Below are 17,848 nucleotides of genomic sequence, written 5' to 3' on the forward strand. Positions count from 1 at the left end.
AATAATCGATGGCTAAACAGGATGAACAGCGGCTGATGGTAAAGATTGCCACGCTTTACTATGTCGAAGGGATGAAGCAATCAGAGATTGCCCAGTCGCTAAAATTGTCGCAATCGTTTGTCTCACGCATTCTTAATCGCAGCGTGAAAGAAGGTGTGGTGAAGATCAGCGTGGTGCCACCTGCCAATGTATTTCCTGAACTGGAAAAGGCCATCGAGCAGCGCTTTAGCCTGCCGCAGGCGATCGTGGTAGATGTACCGGATAACGCGTCGGCACTGCAGATTAAGCAGGCCATTGGTTCAGCGGCAGCGCACTATCTGGAGACGCGTTTACGTGCTGATGAGCTAATTGGCATCTCCTCCTGGAGCGGGACTATTCGCGCCATGGTGGATGCGCTGCATCCGTTGAATTCACCCTGTAAAGGTGTGATCCAATTGCTGGGTGGCGTGGGTGCCAACGGCAATGTGCAGGCAACGATTTTAACGCAGAATCTTGCCGCCCTGTTGAATTGTCCGGCCTGGTTATTGCCTTCACAGTCGATTGAACATTCAGTCAGCGATCGCCAGCGTTTATCAGCCAATGCCGATGTCGCGGAAGTGCTACAAAAATTTGATGAAGTCGATTTAGCCATTGTCGGGATTGGCGATTTGGAACCTTCGGCGCTATTGCGTAATTCTGGCAACTATTACGATGAAGAGATGTTGCGCACGCTCGCCGAACGCGGCGCGGTGGGCGATATTTGTCTGCACTATTTTGATGCTGCTGGCGAGCCGGTTTTAACGGCGGACGAAGATCCGGTGATTGGTATGGAGCTGGCGCAGGTTAAGCAGTGTTCACAGGTCGTGGCGCTGGCGGGCGGAAAAGATAAAGCGCCTGCGATTCGCGGCGCACTGCGTGGCGGTTATGTGAATGTACTCATCGTGGATTATCCGACGGCGCGGTTATTGATGGCGTAAACCGGACAGCCGTTGATGCTCTGTCCGGTTAGAATTAAATGGTGCGGTAAGCGGTTGTCACTTTCCAAAGATAGCGCGGTGCCTGCGCAGCCGGATGTTTGTTTTGCACATGCTGATAAAACTCATCTGGCGACATGGCATTGATCATTGCAATGGCCCGATCGCGATCGCGTGAGAAGGTGCGTAATAATGCGCCTGCGCCATTTGCGTAAGAGACGATGGTGGCATAACGCAGTGTCAAGGGATCGCGAATACCCGACAATACTGAATCCTGCAGGATCTTCAAATACGCCGTACCGATATCGATATTTTTGGCCGGATCGCGCAGCTCGGCGCTGCTCGGCTGACCACGACGTCCTTGGGTGCGATAGACCTCACGTCCTGCGGTAGAGGCTTTAATCTGCATCAAACCCACTGCATTAGAACGGCTTACTACCGTTGGATTGCCACCCGATTCGACACTAATAATGGCGCTGATTAACTTCTCATCAACACCATAATGACTGGCGGCATCTTCGGTAAAGAACGCCCAGGCGTCATTAACATTCGAAGGCGCTGCCTGCGTTAACGGCGTGTTCTTCTCTTTGACGTGGGGTTTTGGCGGTTCGCTGGCACAGCCAGAGAGTAATAAAGCCGAGAGCATAAGGTGGCGAATTTTCAGCAATTTTTAATCTCGTTGCAGGAGTTACGCTGGCTATCATACCTGGCGTGCGGTAGAGCAAAATTACCGTTTATCCTAAATGCATAAAAAAGGGGGTGGCGGGATGACTTCATCGTCACTTTTCGTCATTATCGCGTGAGAATGATCCCCCGCTAACAGCAGGAAAGCATTATGGTTCCCCGTCAAATTCGTCTCATCTCCCCTTCCGGTTATTGTCACAACCAGCTTGCCGCATTACGCGGTGTCGAACGTTTGCGTGATGCCGGGCATCAGGTAGAAAATGACGCCGTGATTACGCGTCGGTTCCAGCGTTTTGCCGGCAACGATGAGCAGCGACTGGCCGATATTAATCAGCTAGCGCAGCTGCAAACACTGCCGGATATCGTACTGGCGGTGCGCGGCGGTTATGGTGCCAGCCGCTTGCTGGAGTCGATCGATTACATTGGTTTGCAGCGTCGTTTACTCAATCAACCGCTGGCGTTGTGTGGTCACAGCGATTTCACCGCCATTCAGTTAGCGTTGTTAGCGCAAGTGGGGTTAATTACGTTTAGCGCCCCAATGTTAGCGGGAAACTTTGGCGCAGAGGTTTTATCTGAATTTACGCTGCGTCACTTTTGGCAGGCGGTCTCATCACCTACAGTCAATGTGGCGTGGCAAAGCGATACGCCGGACAGCGGCGAGTGGCAAGGCACGCTATGGGGTGGGAATCTGGCGATGATCTGCTCGCTGATTGGCACGCCGTGGATGCCGCAAATCGAAAACGGCATTCTGGTGATTGAAGATGTCAATGAGCACCCTTTTCGTATCGAACGTATGCTCATTCAGCTTCAACAATGCGGCATTTTGGGACGCCAGCAGGCGATTGTGACGGGTAGCTTTACCAGCACCGCGCTGTCTGATTATGACAACGGCTTTGATTTTTCTACCGTCTGGCAACGCGTCCGTGATACAAGCGGACTGCCCGTTATTAGCGATCTTGCCTTTGGCCACGCGGCCGACACCGTAACGTTGCCGTTGGGTGCCAGCGCTCGCTTGCAGGTGATGCAAGGTCAGGCGCAGCTGCAAGCGACTGGACAGCCTGTTTTGCGCTAAATTTTTGTAGTTTGGGAGATCGACATTGAAGCCGCTGTATGACGATTTGTGGATCTCAACCCCGGAATTTCCGGTGGAAGATGCCGTTAATGATTTAATGATGCACGGGTTTATGTTGCGTCATCCACGCGGCAACCTGTTGATTGGTCGTGTAGAAAACCCCCTCGACCATGAAGTGTTAGCCGATGCCGGCGGCGTGATCCGTCACTACCTCACGCACTGGCATGAATCTGCACCCGGTGCGGCAATAATTCAGCAACGCTTTAATAGCGCGCTCTATTGCCATAATCGTTCACTCGGGCCTATCAGCCGTTTTGTTGAGCCTGACGACACCTTCAGCCAGCAGGAAACCCACTTTGGTGATTTTCATCTGCTGCCCACGCCAGGCCATACACCCGGCAGCTGTAGCTTTCTCTATCACTCGCCGCTGGGCCTGACTTATCTTTTTGTCGGCGATACCATTACACGGTCGCATGAGCGCTGGATCAGCGTATTGGTGCCGGATAGCAATCCTGCCGAGCTAAAAAAGTCGCTGGAGTTTTTCCGCACGCTACGGCCTGATGTGGTGCTGATGAGCACCACGCGCGGGCACCTTTCGTGGAAAAAGGTGACGTTACAAAGTTGGTTAGCGGCGATAGATGAAGCGGAGCAACAGCCGCTGGATTTGCGCCAGCAGCCGCTGTTTTGATTAAAGGGCTTTACTTAAATAGTGACGCTGATGATGGCGCGGATAGTGATCAAGGCTAAACCGCAGCGTATAACCTAACTTTTCGTAGAAAGGGCGCGCCTGAAAGCTCACGGTATCAACTTGTGCATACAAGCAACCGCGGCGGCGCGCTTCCTCCTCTGCGGCTTGCATCAACTGACTGCCCACGCCCTGCCCGCGCATCGCCTCACTCACCCATAACATATCAATGCGCAGCCAATTACCGCTGGTTGAGCCGGTCAATCCGGCCAGTTTTTTGCCCTGCGCATTGCTGACAAACACGCCAATAGATTTGACTTCATCGATATTAATAAATCGGCTATTAAACGCGTTTAAGCCTAAGCGGATCTCATCTAAATCGTGATGCGTAACCTTGTCAGTGATGTTCAGTTGCATGCGTGCTCCTGTCGCGACCGGATTAAGAGTTAGGATGTTGGCTGTCGTCGTAGCGCTCCAGGCTGATGATATCGACATCGCGCTTGTCAGTACGGCTACAGGGCAGCAGTTTATCGCTGTCGCGATAGACGAAAAACATCTGATCGCTGCTTTTATTAACAATCAGCTGATCGCCATTACGAAAGCGGGTAATCGCCACTTTATCGCCATCTTGCAGGCGTGTGCGTTGTTGGCCCGCAGCGACCTGAAAATGGCCTTTCGGCCACATCACGGTGCTAAGCCCATATTCGGCGCGGGAAACGGTCATAGTGGGGCGACCTGGACAGTTGATTTGGAACTCACTTTCACTCCAGGCTGGGGCAATGTGGCAGGCCAAAAGTGTTGCGGCAATAATTGCAGCCTTCATTGGGTCTCTCCGCTGAAGATTTATGATTTTGTTGGGATTTTTTTAGCTTAACATAATCGAACAGAGAAGAAAGGCGAACGGCCCGTAGGAAACGGGCCGAGATGTGCAGTTCACATCACTGCAGCGTCAAGCCGCATGGCTAATTAATGATTAACAGTAGACATCTCTGTTAACTGGTCACGATTAATTTGCTGCTCATGACCGTAAATATCTTTGTAAGTAATCAGGCCGGTATCATCATCAACCTGCGGCTTGCCTTCCACCACGATGGTGCGACCATCATGCGTGTGCAAGATATGATCATCTGCGCAACCTGCCAGCACTAACCCGCTGGTTAACACGCCAATCAGCATCAATGTCTTTTTCATCGGATTCTCCTTGGTTGAGAATCATCAGGTTTAGCACAGCAAGGTGGAATTGAGACCAGGAAAAGGTGGAATTGAAGCGTAAGGAAAGAAGCAGCAAAAGTCTGCACCGCGTCCTACGATGCAGACTTCTAAATAATTATTCCGCTGCGACCTCTGCCGCAATTAACATCAGTGCTAATCCAGCATAATCATCATCATACGCCTGCATGACTTCACGAATTGCACCGGCACACGCATTGACTTGCTGCTTTTTTTCAACGTCAAGCTTCTCAATCGCGTGCTGAATAATCATTAGACTGGCTTCTTCTTCTTTCATCATTTATCCCTGGTTTTGCTTAACTGTCGCGCAAAGATGGCAAGAATACCGTTTAACTGTTACCAAAGTCACCCTTTTACATTCCTGTTGCTTACCTATTAAACAAATAGCAAATGGGAACCTGCTTTAAAACTGCTATGATCAAGCTATTAGTGACGCAACGCGATAAAATCAGCGTCACCGGATTCCCAGGGATTGAAGCAGGAACAGGATCATGTTGCGACTCGGCATTTTAACACTCTTTATTTTTCTCACCGGATGTTCATCTGGCCCACAAGGCGTTGATTGTCCGGGAGAAGTTTCAACTATCTATGGTCGACCCATGGGACAAACAAACGCCCTTATTTTTGACTTGGTCAACGCTTTCACCGTGAGCAAAGACAACGTCACCGTGGAGAGTGGGACATTGAAATCAGTGGATCGTTTCAAATATGTGCCCTCCGCCGTTACGCGTGAAGGTTATTACGCCCAAAGGCTTTCCAATAAACAGTTTCGTCTTATAAATCCTCATCAAGACACGCAGATTACCTGGACGTGCCCTTAAAGGGTGAATCCTGCCGCCAGATGGTTTATTGTCAGAAAACGTCAAGCGGCAGGTCATCCTTCTTATGGAAAAGCGTCTGGATAACAACGGTTATATCGATTTCCCCTTCCCCACTACGCATAATGCCGATGGCTCCGTCAATCCGTGCGGAATTGATCTCACGCTAGAAACCGATCGCATTGAAGAGATTGCTGTTATTCGCCATTCCGCTAATTTGCGGCGTCTGCTGGAAGAGGTGAATTTGCAGGATGGCAAATTCATGACGCTAACCTGCGACTGGCAGCAAAAAAGCGATGCAGTATACGGCTTCATCGATGTGGCTTTTCGCCCAGATTTACTGCGGCACACGCATGAAGAAGCGCTTCAGCTTGAACACGCCTTTTACAGCTACCTGACAGAACAAGAAACGCAGCACGCTATGGCTGCCGGTTCGCTGGTGAATTATGCGCGATCGGTGCTGGACTGGTGCTGGTCACCCCTGCGTCAACGTCAGCGCGACTACGAAAAAATCACCATCCAGTTTTATTGCCAACAAGCGGAAGATGCGGAATGGTGCTTTGATCATTTACGTCATTTTCTGGTGAGCTGGTATCCCGCGTCTGCGCCCTTGATTTCGCCCTAAATAACACAGGAATCGATATGCGACTGTTTGCGCGCCCTGCTTTACCGCTGCTTTTTGCCTCACTGTTTTTTGCTTTTTCTACACAGGCGGCCAACTGCCTGCAAACGCGTGCCGGCATTGATATGGGTTCCGGCACCACTAAAATTGCGGTTGCACAGGTCGATGTCTGTCACCATCGCATTGAAAAAGTGCTGTATGAAGATCAGCGGCCTGTGGGTTACAACGATGCCTTGTCACATGCCAGCAATAATCAGCTCGATGTCACCATTGAGCAGCAAGGTCTGGATGCGCTGATGCAATTAGTCAGCCACGCTCGCCGCTATCATCCTCAACGGATGACTGGCGTTGCCACGGCCGTGTTTCGCTCGGCAAATAATGGTCAGGCTGTGATTGACCGCTTTAACCGTCAGGCAGGCGTTCAGCTCAGCATCATTTCCCAACAGCAGGAAGCCGAACTGGGTTTTCTTTCCGCTAAAGCTGCGCTAGATGATCCGCAGGTTAAGGATCAGGATTTGCTGGTGTGGGATATTGGCGGCGGGTCAATGCAGATGACAGCGTATCGCCCAGAGCAAGGTCAACCGATTGCTGATGTTTATCAAGGCAAACTGGCTTCAGTCACGCTCAAAAACTTTATCCTGAGCGTGTTAAGAAATGTGCCTTCGCAGGGATCGCCTAATCCGATTGGTTCCTGGCGCCAGTCGGTGCTGCGTTTCGTTGAATTTTACGCCAGTAACGATGTTTCGCCACAGATCAAGCAAGATGCCTCTACACGTCGTGTGATTGGTATTGGTGGCGTACATGGCTTCTCCATTAAAAACCAGCTGCCTGACAAACAGAATCGCTACACCTTAGCGGCGTTGACAGCATTGTCGAAACAGCAAGTCTGGAAAGGCGACAGCGAACTAAACGGTGACTACCGTGCAACTGATGTCAGTAATTTATTGTTGGTAGAAGGTTATATGCAGGCCCTGAAGATTAATCAGGTGGAAGTGGTTAAGGCGAATTTAATTCAAGGTGTGCTGCTGCAGTAAAAAGAAAAACCGGTTGAATACCGGTTTTTTAACCTCAGGGTTTTATCAAGCGAATCGCATGTTCAAGCATTTTCTGCTCATCGCGTTCACTGCGTGCGCGATGATGCCGGGTGCGTTTTAACAAGTCGAATATTTCGTCTCGTTTGGTGTCATGGCCTGCTTCTGCCAGCATAATCACAGCATCGCCAATCACCCGACAAACTTCATCATAATCGTCTTCATTCAGCACATCACGTTTCATGGTTCCTCCGTTTTCGCTGTTGAAAGGAGCTGCTTCGAAAAGGTTAGACAGTAAACGCTTAGCCTGCAAAGTTAACGCTGTTCACAGCCGGAAATGATTTTTAGTGATTCATTTACTTTCTTTCGCCGCAGAATCAGCCACGTTTGCTACGCTTTGAGGTGTAACTAAAACCAAGGAGATAAAGATGTCAGGAAAAATTGAAGACGCAGTAAAAGAAGCAGCGGGTGCAGCGCAAGAACAATGGGGTGAAGCGACCAATTCACCTAAGCATCAAGCTAAGGGTGCAGCACGTCGCTATTCAAACCAGGCTAGCTATGCTGCACGCGATGCGGCTGATTGCATCAAAGATCAGGTGCAGTCGAATCCGTTTGCTGGATTAGCTGTAGCCGCAGGCGTCGGTGTCTTCATCGGCTTCCTGCTGGGACGTAAATAATCCCCTTCTATTAACGGAAGCCTGTGGCTTCCGTTATCTTATTGCTTGTCTGTGTTCCCCATTCTGCTTACACCTTTTTCCAAAATTGATTTCCATTCTGCTTTCACCCCCAGTAATAAAGCCTCTCCTTTCAGATAAAACCCATGAAAAATAAACACATTTTACTGGATGGAATGGTTTCGTTGTCTATGCTTAAAACTTCGCAATTTTAGAAACACTTTCATTAACTTTCCAAAAAGGTGGTCACATGAAGAAGGCTTCAGCATTACTTCTGGTTGTAGCAACGCTTACTGCTCTGGCAGGTTGTTCACATCGTAGCAGCGCAGTGAAAGAAGATGGACGTCCACATGCGCCAAGTGGTCAGGCATCACCGGGTGGCACCCTGGGTTCGGGTCCGGTAGGACAGCCGCAGTCATAATAAAAAAACCGGCCTGGGCGCCGGTTTTTTTTATCGTACCCAAGCGCTAGCGGCTAATAATGAATGCGCCGACGACTAATATCGCAAACATAATGCCGAAGGTAATGTAGCCGTGTTTTGCTGTCCGTGACATACCCACGAACACCGAGACCACCAGAAATAACAGCGTCAACGCCCCCGCCATTACCCAAAAAAGATATTGCTGATTCGCCATGGTTAATTCTCTCCACACCGGCCTAGTCGCTTTGGTGGCAGATTGTATAACATTATCAACGCGCTTGATAATGGCGGCACTGGAACCAAAAATAGAGGCCAAGAAAATAATCATAAAAAAAACCCCGCGATCGCATTAGCCATCGCGGGGTTTTTGGGACGACAGCAATTACATGTTTTCGATAATTGCGTCACCAAACTCTGAACATTTCAGCAGTTTGGCTCCGTCCATCAGACGTTCGAAATCGTAAGTCACGGTTTTGTTAGCGATAGCGCCTTCAACACCTTTTACGATTAAGTCAGCTGCTTCGAACCACTCCATGTGGCGCAGCATCATTTCTGCGGACAGGATAACTGAACCTGGGTTCACTTTGTCCTGACCTGCATACTTCGGCGCAGTACCGTGAGTCGCTTCAAACAGCGCACATTCGTCACCGATGTTCGCACCCGGCGCAATACCAATACCGCCAACCTGCGCCGCCAGGGCATCAGAGATGTAATCACCGTTCAGGTTCATACAGGCGATAACGTCATATTCCGCTGGACGCAGCAGGATCTGCTGCAGGAACGCATCGGCGATCACATCTTTAACAATGATCTCTTTGCCGGTGTTCGGGTTTTTGAACTTCATCCACGGACCGCCATCGATCAGTTCGCCGCCGAACTCTTCTTTCACTAACTGGTAACCCCAGTCTTTGAAAGAACCTTCGGTGAACTTCATGATGTTGCCTTTGTGAACCAGCGTCAGTGAATCACGATCGTTGGTGATGGTGTATTCAACCGCTGCACGAACCAGACGTTTGGTGCCTGCTTCTGAACACGGTTTAACGCCAATACCGCACTGCTCTGGGAAGCGAATTTTCTTCACGCCCATCTCTTCACGCAGGAATTTGATCACTTTATCTGCTTCCGCAGAACCCGCTTTCCATTCGATACCGGCATAGATATCTTCTGAGTTTTCGCGGAAGATCACCATGTCGGTCTCTTCTGGACGTTTAACCGGGCTTGGCGTGCCTTTGTAGTAACGCACTGGACGCAGACACACGTACAGGTCGAGTTCCTGGCGCAGGGCAACGTTCAGAGAACGAATACCGCCACCGACTGGGGTGGTCAGCGGGCCTTTGATGGCAACGCGATATTCTTTGATTAAGTCGAGGGTTTCTTGCGGCAGCCAAACGTCCTGGCCATAAAGCTCAACGGATTTCTCACCGGTGTAAATTTCCATCCAGGAAATTTTTCGCTCGCCGTTGTAGGCTTTTTTCACAGCGGCATCAACCACTTTCAGCATGACAGGTGATACGTCAACGCCGATACCATCACCTTCGATATAAGGAATCACTGGGTTATTTGGGACAACCAGTTTTCCCTGATCCAGGGTGATTTTTTGACCTTCCGCCGGAACAACTACTTTGCTTTCCATCAACCTCTCCTTCGAGCGATTTTTTGTTAATGATTTGTAAGATGCGGATCAATACTACTTGAATATTTCCGCTACGCCAATCACCGCAATTTCGCGTTATAATGCGCCGATTGTTTCTGACTGCAAAGCCTATGCGAAAAACTTCTCAACGAATTCACCAGGATAAACGATTCAGCCGCCCAGCACGTCCGGTACGGCGCTCGCCCACGCGCCCAGATGCACCGCGGCGCGTCATACTCTTTAACAAACCTTTTGACGTGCTACCGCAATTTACTGACGAAGCGGGACGGCGCACGCTGAAAGATTACGTAAGCGTTAGCGATGTTTACGCCGCTGGTCGGCTGGACCGCGACAGTGAAGGTTTGATGGTGCTCACCAACGATGGTGCCTTGCAGGCCGCGCTTACGCAGCCTGGCAAGCGCACCGGCAAGGTCTATTTTGTGCAGGTTGAAGGCGAGCCGCAGGAGAGCGATCTGCAACCGCTACGCGATGGCGTTAATCTGAAAGATGGCCTGACGCTGCCCGCAGGTATAGAAAAAGTCGCCGAACCAACGTGGTTATGGCCGCGTCAACCCCCTATTCGTGAACGCAAAAACATCCCCACGCAGTGGCTTAAAATTACCCTGTATGAAGGGCGTAATCGCCAGGTTCGCCGCATGACAGCACATATCGGTTTCCCTACACTGCGCCTGATTCGCTATGCGATGGGGAATTTTACGTTGGATGATTTGCCTTCTGGCGAATGGTGCGATGTCACTGAAACGCCCTAAATGCCCTGCCGTTTTGATAACGTCAGGTTAACAATTGCGGAGATTCAATGTTTAAACCTCATGTCACAGTGGCCTGTTTGGTTCACGCCCAAGGTGAACTGCTCGTGGTTGAAGAGCAGATCAACGGTTGCGCAACCTGGAATCAGCCAGCGGGTCATTTAGAGGCCGATGAAACGCTGTTAGCCGCTGCACAGCGTGAGCTGTATGAAGAGACCGGCATCGATGAACCGATGCACTATTTCCTCGGCGTTCAACAGTGGATCGCACCGGACAATACACCTTTTGTGCGTTTCCTTTTTGGTCTGGATCTCGCTGAAAAGCTGCCGACCGCGCCACAGGACAGCGACATAGATTGCTGCTGGTGGTTGCCGCCAGCGCAGATTCTCTCTGCCTCTAACCTGCGCTCGCCTTTGGTGGCAGAAAGCGTACGCTTATGGCAGCAAGGTGCGCGTTATCCTTTACATTTGGTCAGCCCATTTAACTGGCCTTTTCATGAAGGTGCGCGCCACGCCGACGCATGATAGAATGCGCCGCCTGTTTTTTTATCGTTATGCGAGCCTGTGATGTCTGATATTTCCCGGAACACTCTTCAAAACTGCAACCTGGACAACAGCCAGAAAAAAGTGATCGTCGGTATGTCCGGCGGCGTTGATTCTTCCGTTTCCGCCTGGTTACTGCAACAGCAGGGTTATCAGGTTGAAGGTCTGTTCATGAAGAACTGGGAAGAGGACGACGGTGAGGAGTATTGCACCGCCGCGGACGACCTGGCCGATGCGCAAGCTGTGTGCGACAAGCTTGGCATGAAGCTGCATAAAGTTAACTTTGCTGCGGAATACTGGGATAACGTCTTCGAGCATTTTCTCGAAGAGTATAAAGCGGGCCGTACGCCGAACCCGGATATCCTCTGTAACAAAGAGATCAAATTCAAAGCTTTCCTTGAATTCGCCGCAGAAGATCTGGGCGCGGATTTCATTGCCACCGGTCACTATGTGCGTCGTCAGGACATTGATGGCCAAAGCCACCTGCTGCGCGGCCTCGATGGTAATAAAGATCAAAGCTATTTCCTTTACACGCTCAGCCACCAGCAGATTGCACAAAGCTTGTTCCCGGTGGGCGAACTGGAAAAACCCGAGGTTCGCCGTATCGCCGAAGAGTTGGATCTGATTACTGCGAAGAAAAAGGATTCCACCGGCATCTGCTTCATTGGCGAGCGCAAATTCCGTGACTTCCTTGCGCGCTACCTGCCGGCTCAGCCGGGCGAAATTGAAACCGTTGACGGCGACGTTGTCGGTGAACATCAGGGCTTGATGTATCACACGTTGGGTCAGCGCAAAGGTCTCGGCATTGGCGGCATGAGAGAGAGCAACGACGATCCTTGGTATGTAGTCGACAAAGACGTTGAGCGCAATCGCCTAATTGTTGCCCAAGGGGGCGATCATCCTCGTCTGATGTCGGTGGGTTTGATTGCACAACAGCTGCACTGGGTAAATCGTCAGCCCATCACTGCGCCACTGCGTTGCACCGTGAAAACGCGCTATCGCCAGGCTGACATTCCCTGTGAAATTATTCCGCATGGCGATGATCGTATTGAAGTGCGCTTTGACGAACCTGTGGCTGCGGTCACGCCGGGCCAGTCAGCGGTGTTCTATCTTGGCGAAATCTGCCTTGGCGGCGGTATTATCGAAGAGCGCCTGCCGTGGGTTGCCGCTTAAACGTCGACCTTAACGACGCGTACACAGGAGTAACCGTGGCTAAGAATTATCAAGAAATTACCGTTGCGCTGGCCGGCATTTGCCAGGCCGCGCATCTGGTGCAGCTACTCGCGCATCAGGGACATTGCCCGTCGGAAGAACTTGCCGTATCGCTGCGCAGCGTGCTGGATTTGAATCCCTCTTCGACCCTGGCGGTGTTTGGTAACGAAGAAGCTAACCTGCGCCTCGGCCTGGAAACATTAATGGCGGTACTGAACAGCAGCAGCCGTCAAGGCTCAGGCGCGGAGTTGACGCGTTACACGTTGAGCATGATGGTGTTGGAGCGCAAACTCAGCGCTAACAAGCAAGCGATGGCGACGCTGGCCCAGCGTATTGGACAGTTGGATCGTCAACTGGCGCACTATGAGCTGGAGTCTGAAACTATTCTCAGCGCTATGGCCGGTATTTATGTCGATGTCATCAGCCCGCTCGGCCCACGCATTCAGGTGACGGGTTCACCAACGGTATTACAGAATCCACTGTTGCAAAGCAAAGTACGCGCGACGTTGTTAGCGGGTATTCGTGCAGCGGTGCTCTGGCAGCAGGTTGGCGGTGGCCGCCTGCAGCTGATGTTCTCGCGCCAGCGTCTGCTGCGTGAAGCAAAAACCCTTTTATCCCGGCTGCCACTGACTTACTAAGTCAGTGCGGCATTTTTGTTTAATGATTCAGGAGTTGCACTGATGGAATTATCCTCTCTGACCGCCGTCTCACCTGTCGATGGTCGTTACGGCGATAAAGTCAGCCCGCTGCGTGCGATTTTCAGCGAATACGGTTTGCTGAAATTCCGCGTTGAGGTTGAAGTACGCTGGTTACAAAAACTGGCTGATACCGCAGAGATCAAGGAAGTTCCTGCATTTGATGCCGACGCAAACGCTTTCCTTGACGCGATTGTGGCTAATTTCGACGAAACTGACGCTGCACGCATCAAAACCATCGAACGTACTACCAACCATGACGTTAAAGCGGTTGAGTATTTCCTGAAAGAAAAAGTGGCAGACGTGCCTGCGCTGCATGCCGTTTCTGAATTTATCCACTTTGCCTGCACTTCTGAAGATATCAACAATCTCTCTCACGCTTTGATGCTGGAAACCGCGCGCCGTGATGTGATCCTGCCTTACTGGCAGCAGTTGATTGATGCTGTAAAAGGTCTGGCGCACGAATACCGTGACATTCCTCTGCTTTCACGTACGCATGGTCAACCGGCTACGCCTTCTACCATGGGTAAAGAGATGGCTAACGTCGCTTACCGCCTGGAGCGTCAGCTGCGTCAACTCGGTCGCATTGAAGTGCTGGGAAAAATCAACGGTGCCGTGGGCAACTACAACGCCCACATTGCGGCTTACCCTGAAGTTGACTGGCATCAGCTGAGCGAGAACTTTGTCACCTCGCTGGGCATTACCTGGAACCCGTACACTACCCAAATTGAGCCGCATGACTACATCGCTGAGATGTTTGACTGCATTGCGCGTTTCAATACCATTCTGATCGATTTTGATCGCGATGTTTGGGGTTACGTGGCGCTGAACCACTTCAAGCAGAAAACCATTGCCGGTGAAATTGGTTCGTCAACCATGCCGCACAAGGTCAATCCGATCGACTTCGAAAACTCTGAAGGCAACCTGGGCTTGGCCAATGCGGTAATGCAGCATTTGGCCAGCAAACTGCCGGTTTCTCGCTGGCAGCGCGATCTGACCGATTCAACCGTACTGCGTAACTTGGGTGTGGGCATTGGCTATGCGCTGATCGCTTATCAGGCGACGTTAAAAGGCATCTCAAAACTGGAAGTGAACCGCGATCGTCTGCTCGACGAACTGGATCACAACTGGGAAGTGTTGGCTGAGCCGATCCAAACCGTGATGCGTCGCTACGGTATTGAAAAGCCGTATGAAAAGCTGAAAGAGCTGACCCGTGGTAAACGTGTTGATGCTGCCGGTATGCAAGCCTTTATCGACAGCCTGGCGCTGCCAGAAGAAGAAAAAGTTCGTCTGAAGCAGATGACGCCAGCCAACTATATTGGCCGCGCTATTCAGATGGTTGATGACCTGAAGTAATGCCTGACGCAGGCGGGTGCGTACCCGCCTGCGTTAACCTGCTGTTTAATTCACTTCGCGTATACTTCTCTCAATTCGTTTCGTTTTGATGGTAAGGAAATTCTATGCGTGTTCTGGTTGTGGAAGATAATGCCCTGCTGCGCCACCATCTTGCGGTTCAACTGCGTGATATGGGTCATCAGGTTGATGCCGCCGAAGACGCCAAAGAGGCCGATTACTTTCTGCAGGAACATCTGCCGGACATCGCGTTAGTTGATCTGGGCTTACCGGATGAAGATGGCATGTCACTGATTCGCCGCTGGCGCAGTGATTCAGTGCGTCAGCCGATTTTAGTGCTCACTGCCCGCGAAGGCTGGCAAGCCAAAGTGGAAGCGCTAGAAGCCGGTGCTGACGATTATGTCACCAAACCTTTTCATATCGAAGAAGTCGCCGCACGACTGCAAGCCTTGATGCGCCGTAACAGCGGTCACGCTTCGCAAATCATCGACATGTCACCGTTTCAGGTTGATCTCTCCCGTCGCGAACTCACCGTTAACGAACAGCCGGTTAAATTGACGGCCTTTGAGTACACGATTGTTGAAACGCTGATTCGTAACGCAGGCAAAGTGGTCAGCAAAGATTCGCTGATGCTACAGCTTTATCCCGATGCCGAGTTGCGCGAAAGTCATACCATTGACGTGTTGATGGGCCGTCTGCGCAAAAAAATTCTGGCGCTGCATCCCACCGAAGTCATCGCTACCGTGCGTGGGCAAGGTTATCGCTTTGACCTGTAAACATGTCCTGGCTTAAACGCTACCGCCCTATTTCGCTGCGCGCTCGCTTCCTGTTAGCGTCAGCGGCCATCGTACTTTTCCTGTCCCTCTCCTACGGCATGGTCGCTGTGATTGGCTATGTCGTGAGTTTTGATAAAAATACCTATCGCGTGATGCGCGGTGAGAGCAATTTGTTCTTTACGCTTGCTCAGTGGAAAGAGAATCAGCTCACCATTGCTCAACCCGAGCGCATGACGTTGAACTTCCCGACGCTGGTATTTATTTATGACGAACAAGGCAAGCTGCTGTGGCAGCAGCGCGATGTGCCTGAGATTCGCAATAAGATTCACCGTGACTGGCTGCTCAAGCCTGATTTCTACGAAATCGATACCAGCAATCGCACCAGTCTGGCAGCGATGGGTAACAATATTTCAGCGCAGCGACGGCTTCACGCCTGGGATACCGACAGCGACGACACCTTTACCCACTCGGTAGCCGTGAATCGTTATGATGCCACGACCAATTTGCCCGCACTGACCATCGTGGTGGTCGATTCCATTCCCCAGGAATTACAACATTCCGATGTCGTGTGGTCATGGTTTAGCTATGTGTTAGCGGCCAATTTGATTTTAATTATTCCACTGCTGTGGTTGGCCGCACACTGGAGTTTGCGTCCTATCGGTCATCTTGCTCAGCAGGTACGTGAGCTGGAAACCAGTCAGCGTGAAAATTTGGCTGATAACCCGCCGCAGGAATTGCAAAGCCTGGTGCGCAATCTCAACTTGTTATTAACCAATGAACGGCAGCGCTATACGCGCTATCGCACTACCTTGTCAGATCTCACGCACAGTTTGAAAACCCCGCTGGCGGTGCTGCAAAGTACCTTACGATCGTTACGCAGCGGCAAGGAACTGACGGTTGAGCAGGCTGAGCCAGTGATGTTGGAACAGATTAGTCGGATTTCACAACAGATTGGCTATTACCTGCATCGCGCCAGCATGCAGGCCGATCACAATCCTTTGCAGCGCGACCTACATTCAGTTTCAGGCTTGCTCGACAGCTTGTGTTCCGCTCTCAACAAGGTTTATCAGCGCAAAGGCGTGGCAATCACGCTCGATATTTCACCTGAGCTGACCTTTTTTGGCGATCAAAATGATTTTATGGAAGTGATGGGCAATGTGCTGGATAACGCCTGCAAATATTGTCTGGAATTCATCGAAGTCAGCGCGCATCAAACCGAGAAGTCTTTGCATATCTATATTGATGACGATGGTCCTGGCATACCAGAAAGTAAGCGCGACCTGGTCTTCGTGCGCGGACAACGTGCCGACACGCTGCGGCCCGGACAGGGATTAGGTCTGGCGGTGGCGCGAGACATTCTTGAGCAATATGCCGGCAAGATTATTGCCTCAACCAGTTCGCTGGGTGGCACACGGATGGAAGTCATTTTTCAACGCCAGGAAGTCTGACATCGCCGCGAGTAGAAAGGCGTTCGGGCTGTTATACTTGCGACATTTACAGCCCTAAGCGGAACCTTCTATGGACTATCAGCTCGATCTCAACTGGCCCGATTTTATTCAACGCTACTGGCAAAAACGTCCGGTGGTGTTAAAGCGTGGCTTTAAAAACTTCATTGATCCCATTTCTCCTGATGAGCTGGCTGGTCTGGCAATGGAAAATGAAATCGACAGTCGCCTGGTCAGTCATCAGGATGGCAAATGGCAGGTTAGCCACGGTCCGTTTGAAAGTTTTGATCATCTGGGTGAGAACAATTGGTCGTTGCTGGTGCAGGCCGTTAATAACTGGCATGAACCCTCCGCAGCGCTAATGCGCCCTTTCCGCTTTTTGCCTGACTGGCGCATCGATGATTTGATGATTTCGTTTGCTGTACCGGGCGGCGGCGTTGGCCCGCATCTCGACCAGTACGATGTCTTCATTATTCAGGGCACCGGACGCCGTCGCTGGCGTGTGGGTGAAAAAGTGCCAATGAAACAGCATTGTCCCCATCCAGACCTGCTTCAGGTTGAACCCTTTGATGCCATCATCGATGAAGAGATGGAACCCGGCGATATTCTCTATATTCCGCCAGGTTTCCCGCATGAAGGTTATTCGCTGGAAAACGCCATTAACTATTCGGTTGGCTTCCGTGCCCCAAGCGGCCGAGAATTGATCAGTAGTTTTGCCGATTACGCGCTGGCTAACGAATTGGGCAGTTATCGCTTTACCGATCCTGATGTTCCTTCGCGTGATTGCCCTTCACAGATCCTGCCGCAAGAAATTGAAGGCGTGCGTCAGGTGATGCTGGATGTGATCAACCAACCGGAACATTTTGCCCAATGGTTTGGTGAGTTTATTTCACAATCACGCCATGAGCTGGATGTTGCGCCACCGGAGCCGCCGTATCAGCCTGATGAAGTTTACGATGCGCTACAGCAGGGCGATGTACTCTCTCGCTTGGGTGGCTTGCGCGTGTTAACCATTGGCGATGCGGTTTTCGTCAACGGTGAGCGTATCGAATGTTCGCACCCGGAAGTCTTGACGGTGCTGGCGCATCATCAAGATATTACGCTGGAAGAGTTAGGTGACGCGCTAGACGATCCTTCAGTGCTGGCACAGATCGCGGCGCTAGTTAATGCCGGTTACTGGTATTTCAGCGGCGAGTAATTGCCTGAATGTGCGCACCCGTTTCATCCGGTGCGCA

24 protein-coding genes are annotated in these 17,848 nt (G+C 51.1%); 16 read left to right on the top strand and 8 right to left on the bottom strand.

What is annotated here, in order from left to right; translation table 11 throughout:
* The first annotated feature begins 8 nt into the window (after positions 1-8).
* Positions 9-956: a sugar-binding transcriptional regulator gene (locus MUG06_RS06815; protein WP_215847026.1), complete on the top strand. Its 948-nt coding sequence runs from the start codon at positions 9-11 to the stop codon at positions 954-956.
* Positions 957-990: 34 nt separating this feature from the next.
* Here the strand turns inward: MUG06_RS06815 and emtA are convergent, their stop codons facing one another.
* Positions 991-1,620, bottom strand: a complete 630-nt coding sequence (gene emtA, locus MUG06_RS06820; RefSeq protein ID WP_215847027.1) for a membrane-bound lytic murein transglycosylase EmtA — start codon at positions 1,618-1,620, stop codon at positions 991-993.
* Between the two features lie 168 nt (positions 1,621-1,788).
* Here emtA and ldcA point away from each other — a divergent pair, with 168 nt between their 5' ends.
* Both ldcA and MUG06_RS06830 read left to right on the top strand, forming a co-directional pair.
* The gene (gene ldcA / locus MUG06_RS06825; RefSeq protein WP_215847028.1) at positions 1,789-2,709 is read left to right on the top strand and encodes a muramoyltetrapeptide carboxypeptidase; all 921 of its coding nucleotides are present in this window, start codon (positions 1,789-1,791) and stop codon (positions 2,707-2,709) included.
* A 25-nt stretch (positions 2,710-2,734) separates the two neighbouring features.
* Positions 2,735-3,397, top strand: a complete 663-nt coding sequence (locus tag MUG06_RS06830) for an MBL fold metallo-hydrolase (protein WP_243078136.1) — start codon at positions 2,735-2,737, stop codon at positions 3,395-3,397.
* On the opposite strand, the gene MUG06_RS06835 is transcribed toward MUG06_RS06830, so the two are convergent.
* The 4 genes from MUG06_RS06835 to MUG06_RS06850 form a co-directional block, all read right to left on the bottom strand.
* Positions 3,398-3,811, bottom strand: coding sequence for a GNAT family N-acetyltransferase (locus MUG06_RS06835; RefSeq protein WP_215847029.1), 414 nt, complete (start codon positions 3,809-3,811; stop codon positions 3,398-3,400).
* Positions 3,812-3,833: 22 nt separating this feature from the next.
* The gene (locus tag MUG06_RS06840) at positions 3,834-4,217 is read right to left on the bottom strand and encodes a hypothetical protein (RefSeq protein ID WP_215847030.1); all 384 of its coding nucleotides are present in this window, start codon (positions 4,215-4,217) and stop codon (positions 3,834-3,836) included.
* 143 nt (positions 4,218-4,360) lie between these two features.
* Complete coding sequence (locus tag MUG06_RS06845) at positions 4,361-4,585, bottom strand: YgdI/YgdR family lipoprotein (RefSeq protein ID WP_215847031.1); 225 nt, start codon at positions 4,583-4,585, stop codon at positions 4,361-4,363.
* Between the two features lie 136 nt (positions 4,586-4,721).
* A complete protein-coding gene (locus tag MUG06_RS06850; protein WP_243078508.1) occupies positions 4,722-4,901 on the bottom strand; it encodes a hypothetical protein in 180 nt (59 codons plus the stop codon).
* 214 nt (positions 4,902-5,115) lie between these two features.
* On the opposite strand from MUG06_RS06850, the gene MUG06_RS06855 reads away from it, so the two are divergent.
* The 3 genes from MUG06_RS06855 to MUG06_RS06865 all read left to right on the top strand — a co-directional run bounded on the left by MUG06_RS06855 (position 5,116) and on the right by MUG06_RS06865 (position 7,098).
* Positions 5,116-5,445 (top strand): hypothetical protein, encoded by a 330-nt coding sequence (locus tag MUG06_RS06855; protein WP_215847032.1) that lies wholly within the window; start codon positions 5,116-5,118, stop codon positions 5,443-5,445.
* 64 nt (positions 5,446-5,509) lie between these two features.
* A complete protein-coding gene (locus MUG06_RS06860) occupies positions 5,510-6,067 on the top strand; it encodes a hypothetical protein (RefSeq protein WP_215847033.1) in 558 nt (185 codons plus the stop codon).
* Between the two features lie 17 nt (positions 6,068-6,084).
* Entirely contained in the window at positions 6,085-7,098 is a 1,014-nt protein-coding gene (locus tag MUG06_RS06865) for a phosphatase (RefSeq protein WP_243078137.1), read from the top strand.
* 34 nt (positions 7,099-7,132) lie between these two features.
* Here the strand turns inward: MUG06_RS06865 and MUG06_RS06870 are convergent, their stop codons facing one another.
* The gene (locus tag MUG06_RS06870) at positions 7,133-7,339 is read right to left on the bottom strand and encodes a DUF2767 family protein (RefSeq protein WP_215847035.1); all 207 of its coding nucleotides are present in this window, start codon (positions 7,337-7,339) and stop codon (positions 7,133-7,135) included.
* A gap of 184 nt (positions 7,340-7,523) precedes the next feature.
* Here MUG06_RS06870 and MUG06_RS06875 point away from each other — a divergent pair, with 184 nt between their 5' ends.
* Positions 7,524-7,772, top strand: a complete 249-nt coding sequence (locus tag MUG06_RS06875) for a CsbD family protein (protein WP_215847036.1) — start codon at positions 7,524-7,526, stop codon at positions 7,770-7,772.
* 247 nt (positions 7,773-8,019) lie between these two features.
* The gene (locus MUG06_RS06880; RefSeq protein ID WP_215847037.1) at positions 8,020-8,190 is read left to right on the top strand and encodes a YgdI/YgdR family lipoprotein; all 171 of its coding nucleotides are present in this window, start codon (positions 8,020-8,022) and stop codon (positions 8,188-8,190) included.
* Between the two features lie 46 nt (positions 8,191-8,236).
* On the opposite strand, the gene MUG06_RS06885 is transcribed toward MUG06_RS06880, so the two are convergent.
* Complete coding sequence (locus MUG06_RS06885; RefSeq protein ID WP_243078535.1) at positions 8,237-8,518, bottom strand: hypothetical protein; 282 nt, start codon at positions 8,516-8,518, stop codon at positions 8,237-8,239.
* 54 nt (positions 8,519-8,572) lie between these two features.
* Positions 8,573-9,823 carry an NADP-dependent isocitrate dehydrogenase gene (icd, locus tag MUG06_RS06890; RefSeq protein WP_215847039.1) on the bottom strand — a complete coding sequence of 417 codons (1,251 nt, stop codon included), beginning with the start codon at positions 9,821-9,823 and terminating at the stop codon, positions 8,573-8,575.
* A gap of 110 nt (positions 9,824-9,933) precedes the next feature.
* On the opposite strand from icd, the gene rluE reads away from it, so the two are divergent.
* The 8 genes from rluE to MUG06_RS06930 all read left to right on the top strand — a co-directional run bounded on the left by rluE (position 9,934) and on the right by MUG06_RS06930 (position 17,811).
* The gene (gene rluE, locus MUG06_RS06895; RefSeq protein WP_243078509.1) at positions 9,934-10,593 is read left to right on the top strand and encodes a 23S rRNA pseudouridine(2457) synthase RluE; all 660 of its coding nucleotides are present in this window, start codon (positions 9,934-9,936) and stop codon (positions 10,591-10,593) included.
* A gap of 47 nt (positions 10,594-10,640) precedes the next feature.
* On the top strand, positions 10,641-11,114 hold the full coding sequence (locus tag MUG06_RS06900; RefSeq protein WP_215847040.1) for an NUDIX domain-containing protein: 474 nt from the start codon (positions 10,641-10,643) through the stop codon (positions 11,112-11,114).
* Between the two features lie 42 nt (positions 11,115-11,156).
* Positions 11,157-12,305 (top strand): tRNA 2-thiouridine(34) synthase MnmA, encoded by a 1,149-nt coding sequence (gene mnmA / locus MUG06_RS06905; protein WP_243078138.1) that lies wholly within the window; start codon positions 11,157-11,159, stop codon positions 12,303-12,305.
* A 35-nt stretch (positions 12,306-12,340) separates the two neighbouring features.
* Positions 12,341-12,982 (top strand): high frequency lysogenization protein HflD, encoded by a 642-nt coding sequence (gene hflD, locus MUG06_RS06910; protein WP_215847042.1) that lies wholly within the window; start codon positions 12,341-12,343, stop codon positions 12,980-12,982.
* Positions 12,983-13,024: 42 nt separating this feature from the next.
* Complete coding sequence (gene purB, locus MUG06_RS06915; protein ID WP_243078139.1) at positions 13,025-14,395, top strand: adenylosuccinate lyase; 1,371 nt, start codon at positions 13,025-13,027, stop codon at positions 14,393-14,395.
* Positions 14,396-14,499: 104 nt separating this feature from the next.
* Entirely contained in the window at positions 14,500-15,168 is a 669-nt protein-coding gene (gene phoP, locus MUG06_RS06920; protein ID WP_215847044.1) for a two-component system response regulator PhoP, read from the top strand.
* Positions 15,169-15,170: 2 nt separating this feature from the next.
* Positions 15,171-16,616, top strand: a complete 1,446-nt coding sequence (gene phoQ, locus MUG06_RS06925) for a two-component system sensor histidine kinase PhoQ (RefSeq protein WP_243078140.1) — start codon at positions 15,171-15,173, stop codon at positions 16,614-16,616.
* A 70-nt stretch (positions 16,617-16,686) separates the two neighbouring features.
* Positions 16,687-17,811: a cupin domain-containing protein gene (locus tag MUG06_RS06930; protein ID WP_243078141.1), complete on the top strand. Its 1,125-nt coding sequence runs from the start codon at positions 16,687-16,689 to the stop codon at positions 17,809-17,811.
* The last annotated feature ends 37 nt before the right edge of the window (positions 17,812-17,848 follow it).

This window comes from Pantoea sp. MQR6, from assembly GCF_022761075.1.
Classification (GTDB): domain Bacteria; phylum Pseudomonadota; class Gammaproteobacteria; order Enterobacterales; family Enterobacteriaceae; genus Pantoea; species Pantoea phytostimulans.

Coding starts and splice junctions, on each gene's coding strand:
- MUG06_RS06875 (WP_215847036.1), top strand. CDS start 7,524: ATGTCAGGAAAAATTGAAGACGCAGTAAAAGAAGCAGCGGGTGCAGCG.
- MUG06_RS06815 (WP_215847026.1), top strand. CDS start 9: ATGGCTAAACAGGATGAACAGCGGCTGATGGTAAAGATTGCCACGCTT.
- MUG06_RS06860 (WP_215847033.1), top strand. CDS start 5,510: ATGGAAAAGCGTCTGGATAACAACGGTTATATCGATTTCCCCTTCCCC.
- MUG06_RS06885 (WP_243078535.1), bottom strand. CDS start 8,518: ATGATTATTTTCTTGGCCTCTATTTTTGGTTCCAGTGCCGCCATTATC.
- icd (WP_215847039.1), bottom strand. CDS start 9,823: ATGGAAAGCAAAGTAGTTGTTCCGGCGGAAGGTCAAAAAATCACCCTG.
- MUG06_RS06930 (WP_243078141.1), top strand. CDS start 16,687: ATGGACTATCAGCTCGATCTCAACTGGCCCGATTTTATTCAACGCTAC.
- MUG06_RS06840 (WP_215847030.1), bottom strand. CDS start 4,217: ATGAAGGCTGCAATTATTGCCGCAACACTTTTGGCCTGCCACATTGCC.
- MUG06_RS06855 (WP_215847032.1), top strand. CDS start 5,116: ATGTTGCGACTCGGCATTTTAACACTCTTTATTTTTCTCACCGGATGT.
- MUG06_RS06900 (WP_215847040.1), top strand. CDS start 10,641: ATGTTTAAACCTCATGTCACAGTGGCCTGTTTGGTTCACGCCCAAGGT.
- phoP (WP_215847044.1), top strand. CDS start 14,500: ATGCGTGTTCTGGTTGTGGAAGATAATGCCCTGCTGCGCCACCATCTT.
- MUG06_RS06880 (WP_215847037.1), top strand. CDS start 8,020: ATGAAGAAGGCTTCAGCATTACTTCTGGTTGTAGCAACGCTTACTGCT.
- purB (WP_243078139.1), top strand. CDS start 13,025: ATGGAATTATCCTCTCTGACCGCCGTCTCACCTGTCGATGGTCGTTAC.
- mnmA (WP_243078138.1), top strand. CDS start 11,157: ATGTCTGATATTTCCCGGAACACTCTTCAAAACTGCAACCTGGACAAC.
- MUG06_RS06865 (WP_243078137.1), top strand. CDS start 6,085: ATGCGACTGTTTGCGCGCCCTGCTTTACCGCTGCTTTTTGCCTCACTG.
- ldcA (WP_215847028.1), top strand. CDS start 1,789: ATGGTTCCCCGTCAAATTCGTCTCATCTCCCCTTCCGGTTATTGTCAC.
- MUG06_RS06845 (WP_215847031.1), bottom strand. CDS start 4,585: ATGAAAAAGACATTGATGCTGATTGGCGTGTTAACCAGCGGGTTAGTG.
- MUG06_RS06870 (WP_215847035.1), bottom strand. CDS start 7,339: ATGAAACGTGATGTGCTGAATGAAGACGATTATGATGAAGTTTGTCGG.
- phoQ (WP_243078140.1), top strand. CDS start 15,171: ATGTCCTGGCTTAAACGCTACCGCCCTATTTCGCTGCGCGCTCGCTTC.
- MUG06_RS06850 (WP_243078508.1), bottom strand. CDS start 4,901: ATGAAAGAAGAAGAAGCCAGTCTAATGATTATTCAGCACGCGATTGAG.
- MUG06_RS06835 (WP_215847029.1), bottom strand. CDS start 3,811: ATGCAACTGAACATCACTGACAAGGTTACGCATCACGATTTAGATGAG.